14 protein-coding genes are annotated in these 13,541 nt (G+C 50.6%); 8 read left to right on the forward strand and 6 right to left on the reverse strand.

All coding sequences use genetic code 11. The annotated features are described in order from the left end of the window. The first annotated feature begins 77 nt into the window (after positions 1-77). Positions 78-1,607, forward strand: coding sequence for a YifB family Mg chelatase-like AAA ATPase (locus tag SYK_RS11990; protein ID WP_281760505.1), 1,530 nt, complete (start codon positions 78-80; stop codon positions 1,605-1,607). Positions 1,608-1,614: 7 nt separating this feature from the next. On the opposite strand, the gene SYK_RS11995 is transcribed toward SYK_RS11990, so the two are convergent. From SYK_RS11995 to SYK_RS12020, 6 genes are all read right to left on the reverse strand, one after another. After that, the gene (locus SYK_RS11995; protein ID WP_281760506.1) at positions 1,615-2,478 is read right to left on the reverse strand and encodes a transporter substrate-binding domain-containing protein; all 864 of its coding nucleotides are present in this window, start codon (positions 2,476-2,478) and stop codon (positions 1,615-1,617) included. A gap of 163 nt (positions 2,479-2,641) precedes the next feature. Continuing rightward, entirely contained in the window at positions 2,642-3,001 is a 360-nt protein-coding gene (locus SYK_RS12000) for a hypothetical protein (RefSeq protein WP_281760507.1), read from the reverse strand. A 2-nt stretch (positions 3,002-3,003) separates the two neighbouring features. After that, positions 3,004-3,378: a NifB/NifX family molybdenum-iron cluster-binding protein gene (locus SYK_RS12005; RefSeq protein ID WP_281760508.1), complete on the reverse strand. Its 375-nt coding sequence runs from the start codon at positions 3,376-3,378 to the stop codon at positions 3,004-3,006. 26 nt (positions 3,379-3,404) lie between these two features. Further along, the gene (locus SYK_RS12010; RefSeq protein WP_281760509.1) at positions 3,405-4,286 is read right to left on the reverse strand and encodes an ATP-binding protein; all 882 of its coding nucleotides are present in this window, start codon (positions 4,284-4,286) and stop codon (positions 3,405-3,407) included. Next, positions 4,279-5,148 carry an ATP-binding protein gene (locus tag SYK_RS12015; protein ID WP_281760510.1) on the reverse strand — a complete coding sequence of 290 codons (870 nt, stop codon included), beginning with the start codon at positions 5,146-5,148 and terminating at the stop codon, positions 4,279-4,281. The genes SYK_RS12010 and SYK_RS12015 overlap by 8 nt, the downstream gene beginning before the upstream one ends. Continuing rightward, the gene (locus SYK_RS12020; protein WP_281760511.1) at positions 5,145-6,161 is read right to left on the reverse strand and encodes a NifB/NifX family molybdenum-iron cluster-binding protein; all 1,017 of its coding nucleotides are present in this window, start codon (positions 6,159-6,161) and stop codon (positions 5,145-5,147) included. Before SYK_RS12020 ends, SYK_RS12015 begins: the two co-directional genes overlap by 4 nt. 376 nt (positions 6,162-6,537) lie before the next feature. On the opposite strand from SYK_RS12020, the gene SYK_RS12025 reads away from it, so the two are divergent. The 7 genes from SYK_RS12025 (at position 6,538) to SYK_RS12055 (ending at position 13,484) form a co-directional block, all read left to right on the forward strand. Continuing rightward, positions 6,538-7,104 (forward strand): substrate-binding periplasmic protein, encoded by a 567-nt coding sequence (locus SYK_RS12025; protein ID WP_431194111.1) that lies wholly within the window; start codon positions 6,538-6,540, stop codon positions 7,102-7,104. 56 nt (positions 7,105-7,160) lie between these two features. Next, the gene (locus SYK_RS12030) at positions 7,161-7,601 is read left to right on the forward strand and encodes a PACE efflux transporter (RefSeq protein ID WP_281760513.1); all 441 of its coding nucleotides are present in this window, start codon (positions 7,161-7,163) and stop codon (positions 7,599-7,601) included. Between the two features lie 15 nt (positions 7,602-7,616). After that, entirely contained in the window at positions 7,617-8,249 is a 633-nt protein-coding gene (locus SYK_RS12035) for a LysE family translocator (RefSeq protein ID WP_281760514.1), read from the forward strand. A gap of 752 nt (positions 8,250-9,001) precedes the next feature. Next, positions 9,002-10,669 carry a PP2C family protein-serine/threonine phosphatase gene (locus tag SYK_RS12040; RefSeq protein ID WP_281760515.1) on the forward strand — a complete coding sequence of 556 codons (1,668 nt, stop codon included), beginning with the start codon at positions 9,002-9,004 and terminating at the stop codon, positions 10,667-10,669. After that, a complete protein-coding gene (locus tag SYK_RS12045) occupies positions 10,669-12,072 on the forward strand; it encodes an MltF family protein (protein WP_281760516.1) in 1,404 nt (467 codons plus the stop codon). Before SYK_RS12040 ends, SYK_RS12045 begins: the two co-directional genes overlap by 1 nt. Before the next feature lie 123 nt (positions 12,073-12,195). Continuing rightward, positions 12,196-12,615, forward strand: coding sequence for a universal stress protein (locus SYK_RS12050; RefSeq protein WP_281760517.1), 420 nt, complete (start codon positions 12,196-12,198; stop codon positions 12,613-12,615). Between the two features lie 80 nt (positions 12,616-12,695). Continuing rightward, complete coding sequence (locus tag SYK_RS12055) at positions 12,696-13,484, forward strand: substrate-binding periplasmic protein (RefSeq protein ID WP_281760518.1); 789 nt, start codon at positions 12,696-12,698, stop codon at positions 13,482-13,484. Positions 13,485-13,541: the final 57 nt, after the last annotated feature.

Consider the following 13,541-nt stretch of genomic DNA (forward strand, 5'->3'; position numbering starts at 1 on the left):
GTGATATTTGTTTGCGGAATGTCATTGGTTTGGTTAATAACCTCAGTGTTGTTGCCAACTTCAGACGGATACCTCATATGATAGCCAAAGTTTCCTGCGCTGCCCTTATGGGCATTGATGCTTTTAAGGTTCAGCTCGAAGTCGATTTTTCTCGTTCTGGCATGCCATGTTTTACCATGGTCGGTCTTGCCGAGGGGGCGGTTAAAGAGTCCAAGGAGCGGGTGTTTTCTGCGCTTAAAAATTGTGGATTCAAGGTGCCGCCAGCCCGGATTACCGTGAATCTGGCTCCGGCTGACGTCCGCAAGGCGGGCAGTGCCTATGATCTGCCGCTCGCCATTGGGATTCTGGTCGGTATGGGTGTTATCAAACCTGAAAATGCTGACGGCTGGTTTTTGGCCGGAGAATTGTCCCTGACCGGCGATCTCAAATCAGTTCCCGGTGTTTTGCCTTTGGCTTTGGCGGCGAGACAGGAATCCGGCAAGGGTATCATTGTTCCTGCATCCAACGGGCGAGAGGGTGCGGTGGTCAAGGATATCCCGGTTATCGGTGCGACCGACCTTGGGCAGGTGGTCCGTATGCTGCTGGGCGAGGAGGTGGTTGAGCCGATCGCCGTGGACATCGACACGCTTTGGAGTGAACGGCAGGCACATCGCGTGGATTTCGGTGAAGTCAAAGGGCAGGAACACGCCAAGCGGGCTATTGAGATTGCTGCGGCTGGCGGACATAATCTTTTGTTTATCGGGCCTCCAGGATCAGGGAAGACCATGCTTGCCAAGCGGATTCCTACGGTATTACCGCCTTTGCGTTTCGAAGAAGCGTTGGAAGTGACCAAGATATACTCTGTGGCCGGATTGCTTCAGAAAGACCGTGCACTTATGGTCACACGTCCATTCAGGACACCTCATCATACCATTTCGGATGTCGGTCTCATCGGCGGTGGGCGGTACCCTCAGCCGGGTGAGACTTCTTTGGCGCATCGAGGTGTGCTTTTTCTCGATGAAATGCCTGAGTTCAAAAAAGCCGTTCTTGAAGTTTTACGCCAACCGCTTGAAGATGGCGAAGTCTCCATTTCACGTTCGCTCATGACGTTGAAATACCCGGCAGATGTTATGCTTGTGGCGGCTATGAACCCTTGTCCGTGCGGCTATATGTCAGACGATACCCATACGTGCACCTGTTCACCGTTGGCTGTGCAGCGATATCGGGGGAAAATCTCCGGGCCACTTCTCGACCGTATTGATCTGCATGTGGACGTGCCTGCGGTTCCCTACGAGGATTTGAAAAAGGCACGGAGTGAAGTTGATTCTGCCACCATGCGCGCTCGCATTCTGGCTGCACGTGATATTCAGGTTCAGCGATATGAAGGGATGTATTTTTCGCTGAACGCTGAACTGGATGGCTCGGCATTGGAAGAGTTTTGCGCCTTGGGGGAATCCGAACACGGATTTCTCAAACAGGCCGTGGAATCGTTGGGTCTATCCGCCAGAGCGTATACTCGCATTTTGCGTATTAGCCGCACCATAGCGGACCTTGCCGGAGCTGAAGAAATAGGTGTCGATCATCTGGCCGAAGCAGTGAATTACAGAGGGATGGACAGAGAGGGATAAGGGGGGCTTATTCCTCGAAATCAAGTCCGGCCTTGCTGCGGCCGAGGAGAATGGCGATCATGGTTGCGATAAAAAGAACCGTGGCTGCAATGAGGCCGTAACGGATCCATTCTGTTTTTTTTGCATGAAAGACGAACCAGTGACTGGCGATGTTCCTGTACTCGGCTATGGTGATGTCTGAAAATCCTTGATCCATGAGATTCAGGAGAACCGTGTTCCCTTTGGTGACGGCTCCATGAATGGTCTTCGTAAAAAGTATTTGTTTGACTATCAGCCCGTGTCCACTTCCCTTTTTTCCTACTTCAAAACCCAGGACAGGGTGATCTCCGGCAGCAGCCTGAATAGTGTTGTCTGCAAGTGCCTTGGCTATGCCGCCGTTGGTGGGGAATTTTTTTACTGTAAGGTTGATCTTGTTTTTGCGGAAAAAATATTCCGTGTACCCATTTTCCAGAATACCAACAGTATAGGTATCATAAATTGTTGAGAGGTCGGTGTCGTATTCGATTTTGACAAGCAGAGTGGATTCAAGTTCATGAAATGACATGCTGAAATCAAGGAATTTTGCCCGTTCTTCATTGATGAACAGGCCGCCGTGGATATCGCATTCGCTGTTGGCAACAAGGGGGATGGTTTTGGCCCATTCTTCAAATCGGAATGTGACAGGAATGCCTGTTTTGTCTGACCATTTTTTCCAAATATCAATGAGGTATCCCTTGGGCTCACCGTTGATTCCCTGAAAAGAGAGCGGGGCGGAGTTTGGCGGGTTTACTACCGTCACGCCGTGTGCGAAATACCAGGCATTGTCTCGTTTTGGAGCGGCATCCGTCGAAGACACGGCCGCGGACATCATGGCCATTAATATGACCAACATTATGACTGGGGTGTGCACGATGGCAATATGTAGTCTATTGTTCAGAGATTGCATATAGAGAAACGTTAGCTGATTTTAATGGCTGTTGGCAACGATACATACAAAAAAAGAGGGGATGCCATGAGCATCCCCTCTTTATTACGTCCGAATGGAATTTTTGTGGTTACATTCTGCCGAGAATTTCCGCCAATTCCACACCATCTTTTTTGCCGGGATCAAGCGGCAATCCTTTAAGTACGCCGAGACCTTCACTTTTGTCGTGAAAGTCTTCGTCGGACAGTGAGGTGACAGTGGCCGTGTTGACCATAGCGTTCACCTTGATGACTTCCAAGGCCAGCGTCAGGGAGTCAAAGTCGGACAGCCCTTCGTCAATGACGACCAGCTTTACGGCACCGTCCTTGACCGCTTCGAGAGCGGCTGCACCGGAGGGTACCACGTCGATGTTTTGTCCGCTGGAATCAGCCAAGGAGTCAATGAACTCGCCTAGAGAGTCTCCACGGGTTGTTGCAAAGACGATGGACATGTTTAACGGCCGCCGCCGCAGGTCTGCTCGGCGGTGAAAACAGGCAGGCTGTCGTGCAGGAAGGCTTCAATGGCAGTCTTGACAGTCGGTGCACCACTGCCGTGGAAGACTTCAATACCAACTTGGTTGAAACCCATGAGAGGGCGCATACCCATGCCGCCAGAAATCAGGGCCTTGACATTTTGGTCGGCCAAATACTGGACAGGAGCCATGCAACCACCCTGTTCGTGGGGGCAGCTCGGTACGGTTTTTACCTCTTTGACTTCACCATCGGCGATTGCCACGAGAGTGTACATACCGCAGTGGCCAAAGTGGGCGTCAACAGTGGCGTCCATGCCACCGGGTTCCGCAGTGGGAACAGCTACGAGAGTTTCCATATTCCTATCTCCTTCTAAGGGTTTGGTTATTTTTTTATGTCTTTGAGCATGGTCAGAATGTCCGACCATGCCTGCTTGAGCGTTTTTGAGAGTTCACCATCTTCATATTCCGTAATGACTTGGCGATTCAACATGGCGTCGACCACTTTTTTGTCATGGGGGAACCGTCCGATAATGGTATATCCCTTTTCAGTGCAGTATGTTTCAATTTGCTCTGAAAGCTCTGGATTAATATCCCATTTATTGATCAGGACAGCGACCTTGGTGCGGAATCCGTCACACAGTTCAGCTACACGTTTGAGATCGTGCAGGCCGGACAGGGTGGGTTCGGTGACTGCTACGGCAAGATCGGTTCCGGCCATGGAGCTGATGACAGGGCAGCCGATGCCGGGAGCACCGTCGCACAACACCAGTTCCAGTCCCTGTTCTTCCGCCATTTCTCTCGCCCTTTGTTTGAGCAGAGTGACGAGTCGGCCTGAGTTTTCTTCACCGGGAAAGAGCTGGGCATGGACCATCTGGCCGAATCGGGTTTGCGACACATACCATTGTCCGCAGTGTCTTTGCGGGAAATCAATCGCTTCGGTTGGGCAAAGGGCCACACAGAGCTTGCATCCTTCACACAGCATCGGGGCGACCGTGAAAAGGCCGTCCTTCTGGGTGATGGCGTTGAATCGACAGAGTTCCGCACATTGGCCGCAACCGGCACACAATTCATTGTCAATCACCGCTTCATTGCCGGACTTGAATGATTCTTCGGTTTCATGCTTGGGATCAAGGAGTAAATGCAAGTCAGGGGCATCCACGTCTAGATCGCACAAGATTGCTTTGTCCGCGAGATGAGAGAAAGCTCCGGTAATGGAGGTTTTCCCTGCACCACCTTTACCGCTGATTATGACGATCTCATGCATGGCGTGCCTCCTTGGCTTCAACGGCTGCTGTCCGCATGTTTTCGCGCAGGGCGGTGAAGGTTGATTCCAGCGGCTTCAGAGCCTTGGCGATAACCTCTCCTTTGGAATAGGCTTCGGCCACTTCGCGGGAATAGGGAATTTCGGCCCATACGGGAATGTCGTTGTCCCGACAGAATTCCTGCACGGTGTTGTCGCCAATCCCAGCTCGGTTGATGACCGCGCCCATGGGTTTGCCCATAGGTTTGAATGCTTCCCAAGCGAGTTTGAAATCATGGAATCCGAAAGGTGTGGGTTCCGTGACGAGCACTATGCAGTCAGCGTCCATGACAGCGGCGATGGCCGGGCAACTTACGCCGGGAGGGGCATCGATGAGGATGTCGCCTTTGGCGCTAAGTGCCGGAAACTCGGTACGAATTTGCCTCATAAGTGGAGGGCTCATTGCTTCGCCTATACGGAGGCGTCCCATGATGAATGTGTTGCCGTCCGTCGTGCCCCGGCATATTTCACCGAGTTCCCGTTTTCCGGGAGTAAGTGCGCCTTCCGGGCAGACTTCAAGACAAGCTCCGCATCCGTGGCACATTTCCGGGAAGGTGAGCAGAGTGTCGGCCATGATAGTTATTGCTTTGAATTGGCAAATGTCGGCACAGGCCCGGCACTTGGTGCATTTGTCTTCGTCGGCCTCGGGCACCTCAATGTACGCCTTCTGGATGTCGTCCAGTTCAGGCTTCAGGAAGAGATGCAAATTCGGTTCTTCGACGTCCAAATCCACCAGAGTGATGGGAGAGTCCCACAAGGCGGCCAGGGATGACGCCATTGTCGTCTTACCCGTGCCGCCTTTGCCGCTGGCTACGGCGTAGATCACTTGTTGCCCCCGGACTGTGCATTGGCGTTGTCAGCCATGGGAACTTCACCGTTCTTGAATTTTTCAACAGCTTCGCCCACGGTCATGCCATCTACATCCTGACCGATTTTGATGCCGGCAGCCTGCAGGGCAGTGAAGGCCTTGGGACCGACATAGCCGGTCAGGAGCACCTGAGCACCGGCGTTGGCAACATTTTCGGCAGCCTGGATTCCGGCACCCTGAGCCATGGCTTGGGAAGAACCGTTGTCCACGTATTCGACGTTCATGGTTTCGAGGTCAACGATGACGAATCCGCCTGCGCGGCCAAAACGGGGATCAACTTTGTCGTTCAGGGTCGGTCCATCACTGGTAACTGCAATTTTTTTCACGGTAATATCCTTGAATTGTTGTGTTGTATTAGCTTGTTGAGGAGTATTGTCGGTTCCCATGGCTCGGCCCATGCCAGCGTTACCGCCGCCCATGCCTTGACCGCCCATTCCGCGGCCTCCGCCGCCCATTCCACGGCCCTGACCTTGACCTTGGCCCATTCCTCGACCCTGACCGCCTACGCAGCGCCCCTGGCCAGTCTTGCGACCTTGGCCTTGACCTCCGCCCTGGCCACCCATGCATCGTCCGCCGCCTCCGGCTCCTGATCCATTTCCATTCATACCTGGCATAGCTTCTTCTCCATCAGTTGTGGACGAGTCGTCCGCTTGCATTTTGGGGCAAGATGCCCCTTTACAGGCGAGGGTGTAATGGCCGCCTTCGATGCGAATGGCGAGTCCGTTGGTCAACGCATTAGCGACGATAGACCTGGCTGCGCAGAGGATTCGTCCGAAGGTGGCGCGGGAAACCCCCATCGCCTTGGCCCCATCCATCTGAGAGAGGCCTTCGGCGTCCGCAAGGCGAAGCGCTTCGAGGTCTTCAAAGGTGATTGTGGCGTTCTTCAGTTTCTGCATGGGAATCCCTTGCGGCTTGTAATAAGTCGCGTCGGGTTCCTGTTGCACCATCCGCCGTTTTTTTCGTCTTCCCATAGTCCCTCTTTCATATGAACAAATGTTGAAGTGACCATACGCTCATAAAAGTCGTCGTCAAGCGAAATGAGCATATGCTCAAAAAAATATCAGTAATGTTGTAAAATCCCTCTGAGAGTTGTGCGGTGGGTATCTATTTATTCTGTAATAGAATATGTTATGATGGAAAAAAATAAGAATGCAGGTTCGTAATATGAAAAAATCATGTTTTTTGAGTATATTACTCTTTTTATTTTTGTTCTGTGCATCTGCGTACGGAACAGAATTAAAAGAGGTTTATTCAGCGGGCCCGGAGTGGGAGACCTTTACGCATAGGGATGGAACCGGGCTGTACCATGAGGTTCTTCGAGAGGTCTTTTCTCTATATGGAATTTCCGTGAAGCATGAATATGTTCCCACAAATCGGGGGGACGAACTGGTTCTTGCTGGATTAGCAGATATGATGACCTGCGATGACAAGGCGACAAGCGATCAGTTACATATGTCCCGGTATCCTTTGTACGTGGACAAGTATTATGCATTTTTCAGGAAAGAGCTTGTCGGCCCATGGCGCGGAGTAGATACCCTGCGAGGCAAGGATGTTGCCTGCCAGTTGGGATATTATCATGAATGGGATTTCCCTGTGCCTGTGCACATTCGAGACATGTCGTCAGGCGTTAAGTGTTTGCAAATGGTTTTGCTTGAGCGGTCAGATTTTTACGTGGACGATATGCTGTTCATTGAAGACTCCATTGAAAAGTCAGGTCTTTCTTTCAACCGTCTTGACTATGATGCGCAAGAAGTAGGCGTCAGATCGTATCATCCGATTTTTAATGATACGGAACGTGGGCAGGCGGTCATGCAGTTGTTTGATGAAGGAATGTTTGCTTTACACAAGACGGGAAAACTCAAGCTCATCTATGAAAAATGGGGACATGATTACCCTGATTTCGACAGCTTTTGATATTCGGTATTTCAAGTCATGGACAACCGTATGATGCCGGTGTAGTGACCTGCCCCATGCGTACTCAAGCAGACAGGCTTCGCCACACTATTATGTTTGAAGTCATAGGACTTCTCACTTGCACTCCACTTGCTTCTTGGATCCTTCAACGGGATCTTATTAAGGTGGGGACTATGTCCATGATCATTTCGTTGACAGCCATGGGCTGCAATTATCTGTTCAATATCGCTTTCGACCATTTGCTCATCAAATTAGGCCGTCGGGTGAATGATCGTCCACCGTGGCTCAGGGCCGTTCATGCCGTGAGTTTTGAGGCCAGCCTATTGACTATCACCGTTCCATTTGTGGCCTGGTGGTTGAATCTTTCCCTATGGGCTGCGTTTGTTACGGACATCGGCTTTGCTCTTTTCTTTTTGGTCTATGCCTATCTATATAATTGGGCTTATGATGTTATCTTTCCCATGCCCGCAGATGACCCTCAACCCGTTATTCGGTAGCCCGGAGATTCTTTTATGTTTGGCACTCACGACCTCATACTGTTCATTCTTTCCGGGTTGTTGCTGAATATTACGCCGGGGCAGGACGTTTTCTATATAGTGAGCCGAGGGGCCTCCCTTGGCTGGAAGGGCGGTGTTTTGGCTGCGCTCGGCGTAGGGTCTGGGTGTTTTGTCCATGTCTTTGCCGCCGCACTCGGTCTGTCCGCTATTTTGGCGACATCCGCCACAGCGTTTACTGTCGTCAAGTATGTTGGTGCCGCGTATCTCGTTTGGATCGGGGTGAGTATGTGGTGCAAAGGGAGCGGAGATGCTGACGATGCTCAGAAAGGCGCTCTTTCCAAGCGAAAGGTTTTTTCCCAGGGTTTTTGGACGAATGCACTTAATCCCAAAGTTGCGTTGTTTTTTTTGGCTTTTCTGCCTCAGTTTGTATCAGCGGATGCCGAGTCCAAGCCGTTGGCCTTTCTCTTTCTGGGGATTTTGTTCACGATCAATGGAACCCTTATAAATATGATTTGGGCTTGGTCTGCAGCCAAGGCTTCGGATGTATTTGGCGGCGGTGGTAAGTATGTCCATTGGATTAAGCGGGCCGCTGGCACTTTGTTTATTGGTTTGGGCATTCGGCTCGCCATGGCGGACTCGGCGGGGTAGTTTTTTTTGTTGAGATAAGATGTGTAAGGAAGGGCCGCTTTGGAAGCGGCCTTTTTTATTGTGGGATGCGCCTTTGGCGAAAGTCATTGTTGGGTGCTGAAGCACCCAAGGCTTTCCATGCCCTGCCGGGCGGGCCTTCTTTTTTGGCAGCGCCCAAAAAAGGAGCAAAAAAGGTCGCTTGCGCTAGTTTTGCCGCTCGGTGATCGGCGGCAAGAAGCTGATCATCGCGCGTAGCTTTCGGAATTGCGTTCTTTCGCTGTGCTTCAGTGCAATTTCGAACGGAGACGCTGCTGTTGCGCGTTGTCAGCTTCTACGCCTTTCGATCAAGGGCTGGGTTCGGTCTTTGTCTGTGAGAAAAACAAAGAGGGCTTTTTTCGATATTTATTCGTCTTGAAGCTTGTGTAGCTGGTAGGCGAAAAGGTTTGAGTTTCCCGCAGCCGTAGCCCGGCTATGGTGAGGACGGACTCAATCTTTTCAACGACGCAGATGCGCCGCTATCGCAAGCCGACTCATGAAACAGAACCCCCGGTCTCGGGGGCATGAGACCGGGGGATCAGGAGGTGACAGAAGGTTTGGGAAGGTGTGTCTGTATCTTTCTTCAGCGATAGTTGGGGAATCGCTTGGGATTTGCCTGTGTTGATAATTAGAATCATTCCTAAAAAGACAGATGTTGTCAATACAAAAATTGAACTTATTGAAAAGAGTGGCTCACGCCTGTAAAAAAAGGCTAGATATGGGTCAAGAAGTGCCGCATGGAATCGTTGATTAATGTTGGGGGAAATATGGTTGATGATGGTGTATCCATGAAAATCCTTTTGGATGAATTGGAAGACCTCAGAGCGCGTCAAGCTGAATGTGAAGACGAGCTGGAGGAATATAGAGCGGGCAGGAAGGGCGCGTGTGCCGAGGTAGACCAGTTACGGGAAGCTCGGGAGAAATTGGGACTTGCCAATCTGATCGTTGAAAATTCTCCGGCAGTGCTTTTTCGGCGTAAAGCGGACGATACGTATGCCTTGGTTTACGTCTCAGAGAATGTCAGTCAGTGGGGATATTCAGCCAAAGATTTTTTGAGTGGCAAGGTTACTTTCGAGGAAATAGGTCACCCGGACGACAATCAACGTCTCCATGATGAGATTTTGCGTTATCAGGACCTTGATGTCGAAGAATATGCGCAGGAATATCGTATCAAGACCGCAGAGGGAGACACCCGTTGGGTTTCCGATGAAACGTCCATCGTACGCGATGAGGACGGCAACCGGATTTTCAATCAGGGTGTGCTCATGGATATCACCCGCCGCAAGCAGGTGGAGGAAGCCTTGACCGCCAGTGAATCCAAGTTTCGGCGGACGATTGAAGGGGCTGGTGAGGGATATTTTTTTATGGGTGGAGATTTGACCATCAAGGAAGTCAATGATGCCTATTGCAGGATGATCGGCTATGAGCGTGAGGAATTAATGGGCAGACGTCCTCACGATTTCGCTACCCTTGAATATCAGCGTTTTCTTGAAAGTAATAAAGAACACTTTCTCAAACAAGATCACCGTCGTTTCGAAGGAAGTATGGTACACAAGGACGGCCATGTGGTGCCTGTGTTGGTCAATGCCAACACTTTGCGGACAGCGGATGGTGAATTTCTTGGCCATGTGGCTTTTGTGGCTGATCTGACCGAACAGAAAAAAGCGGTGGAGTTGGCGGGAGAAGTGCAGAAGAGCCTGCTTCCCAAAAAAGCTCCTGATATTCCCGGACTTGACGTGGCCGGGACCAGTGTCGCCAGTGAGGTCGCGGGCGGTGACTACTTCGATTATTTGGAAAGTATGGATGTCGATCATCCCGGTTTGACTGTGGCTGTGGGTGACATTTCCGGCCATGGTGTAGATGCGGCCCTGCTCATGACCACGGCGCGGGGTTTTTTGCGTATGAGGGCATCTCAGCCTGGTACTCCCGTTCAGGTGGTGACCGAGATGAACCGTCATCTCGCCGAGGATCTGGACGGTTCAGGTCGGTTCATGACGCTGTTTTATCTTACGTTGGACACGCAAGAAAAAACAGCACGATGGGTTCGCGCTGGCCATGATCCAGCCATGATTTATTGTCCGATTCATGACGTTTTTACGGAATTGGCCGCTGATGCAGGGTTGCCCTTGGGGGTGACGCATGAATCCTTGTATAGCGAACAGGCCAACGATCTGCTTTCCGGGCAGATAATCGCCATCGGTACTGACGGTATTTGGGAGTCCCGGAACAGGGATGGGGAGATGTTCGGCAAGGGCCGTTTCAAGGAAGCCGTGCGCATCCATGCAGAGAGGTCTGCGCAGGAAATTTTGGATAGTGTTTTTGAAGCGGTTTATGCCTTTACTGAGGGAGCTAGGGCAGAAGATGACATAACGCTCGTTATCGTCAAATACGGCAAGGAGAATTGATGCGTAGATCGGTCTTTGTGATAGTCCTTGTGTTCTGTTTGGGGAGTGTGGCTTTGGCTGCGCCCACAAGTTTGGAGCGCGTTTCTCGTCACTGGACGGGTGATTTGTCAGAGATGATCACGCAGGGACGACCTGTTCGAGTTCTTGTTTCGTACAATCAAACCAATTTTTTCCTTTCAAAAGGGGTTATGCGTGGGCTGGAAGTAGACCTCATGAATGCCTACGAGCGGTATTTGTCCAGAAGCAATCCCGGGAAAAAAATACGAATTGTTTTTTTGGCCGTTCCTTTTGATCAGTTGATCCCTGCCTTGTTGGACGGTCGTGGCGATGTTGTGGCTGCCGGTCTGACCGTCACCAAAGAGCGAAAAAAAAGTGTGGCATTCTCACTGCCTTATCGAAAGAACATTAAGGAGATTGTGGTCGGCGGTCATCGAAGTCGGGTACTGTCGAGCTTGGATGATCTGGCAGGAAAAAGAGTTCATGTTATGGCAGGCAGCAGTTACGTCGAGCACCTGCGGTCTGTGAGCAGTTCTTTGAAAGCGCGTGGACTTGCCCCCGTGGATGTAATTGAGGCAGATCCTAATTTGGTCACTGAAGATCTTTTGGAAATGGTGGCGCGAGGTCTCATTGGGTATGCGGTGGCTGAAAATCAGTTGGCCGAGGTTTGGAAGAAAAATATGCGTGGGTTGCGACTGTTTAATGATGTCGTCATCCATTCGGGCGGAGAATTGGCGTGGGCTGTTCGGCCAGGAAATACCGGATTCAAGGAGAGTCTGGACGATTTTTCTCGGACGGTTCGTCAAGGGACGCTCAAAGGGAATATGTTTTATAAGCGGTACTTCGTGAATGAAGATCATGTGCTTAATTTCAGGAATCCGTTGGCTGACGGGCGATTACAGCCCATGGCGAAATTATTTCAAAAATATGCAGAACAGTATGGCTTCGACTGGTTGAAAATTGCTGCTTTGGCATTTCAGGAGTCCGGTTTTAATCAGGATTTGAAGAGCAACAGAGGCGCGGTGGGAGTCATGCAGATCAAACCCTCCACGGCCAGTGATCCCAATGTGAACATCAAGAATATTGAGAAGTTGGAAAATAACATTCACGCCGGGGTTAAATACCTTCATTTTCTGTGCGAACGCTATTTCAAGGATGTGGACCCTGAACATCGGGTGGATTTTGCGTTGGCCGCTTACAATGCCGGCCCTGCGCGGGTCCGCGGTTTGCGTACAAAGACTGCGGAGAAGGGCTTTGATCCAAATCTCTGGTTCGGGAACGTCGAGTGGGCAGCGTATGACATCATTGGCCATGAAACCCCGGATTATGTCGCGCATGTTCAAATATATTACGCTGCGTACAAGGCCATGTCTGATGTTTTGACCAAGCGGAATAAAGCCATGTAGTTGCGACGGCGTACTTTTCGTTTTCTCAGAGACTCTCATTGGCATGAAGTCGCTTCTTCGGGTATACTGGAAATAGCCCTCCCGTTTGGAGAGGTGTTTTCATCGAAACCAAGGAGTAGAGCTATGAAAATCACTCGTATCCTTCTTCCTGTTGACGGTTCCCGTTTGTCGGATGCTGCTGCTGACATGGCGATTGATTTGGCGGGCGACAATGCCTCTATTGTTTTACTGCATGTCCGAAGAGCTGTGCCTGTAGGATTGGGACAACCCAATGCCAATGATTTGCTTGAGCACCTGACCAAAGGTGCGGAAGAGGTCATGACCCACTATCGAGCTATTTTGTCCAACGCGAATGCAGACTCCCTTGAATTGATTGTTGGCGGCGATGTGGCTGAAGTCATTGCCAATGTTGCCGATGTGGAAAAGTGTGACCTCATAGTGATTGGTTCCAAGGGGAAGTCGGATCTCGAAGGATTGTTTCTCGGGTCGGTCACACACAAGGTCTTGCAGACTACCAATCGACCAGTGCTTGTCGTGAAGTAGACGAAGGGAGATTAGGAATGTCTATCGATTTGGAAATACAGGGTTTGTGCTAATCCTGATGGTTTGTTACTGTGCGCGCCATGGTTCTAAAAGTTAACGGCATACTACTGTGTATTCTTTTTTTGATGGCGGGATATGTTCCGGCCTCGGCGCAAGAGACTATTGTCGCGGTTGCCGACAGGTGGATGCCTTACAATGGTCGAGCCGGGTCCAGCGAGGAAGGGTATGCGGTTGAGATACTGCGTGCGATTTTTGAACCCATGGGCCACCGCGTCGAGTACCGGGAAATGCCGTGGAAGCGAGCAATTGAAGATGTGTTGGCCGGAAAAGCCGACATCCTGATAGGCTCCCTGAAGAGTGATAATTCAAAGTATCTTTTCCCCAAGGAAACTCTTGGTAAGGATTTGATGTGTTTTTATACCAATCGCCCCGATTGGAAGTTTATCGGTCCCGAATCCCTCGCTGGCGTCAGGATCGGGTTAGTGAAAGGGTATATTTATAGGGAATGGGTCCTTGAAAGGCTCAGGCTTTCTCCGCATCAATTTCATATCATGCATGGCGACGAACCTGTTGTTCGTCTTCTTGGGATGCTCAAGGATAACAGAATTCAGGTTATGCCCGGCAACAAGGCTGTTGTTGAATATTATGTGAAGACTCTTGGACTGGAAAAAGATGTCCATCTTGCAGGGTGTTTCACTGACACGAAAGAAAAATATCTGTACTTCGCATTGTCCCCTGCTCAGCCGGAGCGTTCGAAAGCGCTTGGAGCCTCTCTCGATAAGGGAATATCTCTTATGCGTAAGACAGGACAACTGAATCATCTGTTGATTAAGTATGGCCTTAAGGATTGGGTACGGCTCAGAAAATAGTCATTTTTAAGGGGAATGCGTTCCGTGTTGGTAGTGCGTTTTTTTACGATATATTGA

Origin of the sequence: Pseudodesulfovibrio nedwellii, assembly GCF_027923765.1 — a bacterium.
Classification (GTDB): domain Bacteria; phylum Desulfobacterota; class Desulfovibrionia; order Desulfovibrionales; family Desulfovibrionaceae; genus Pseudodesulfovibrio; species Pseudodesulfovibrio nedwellii.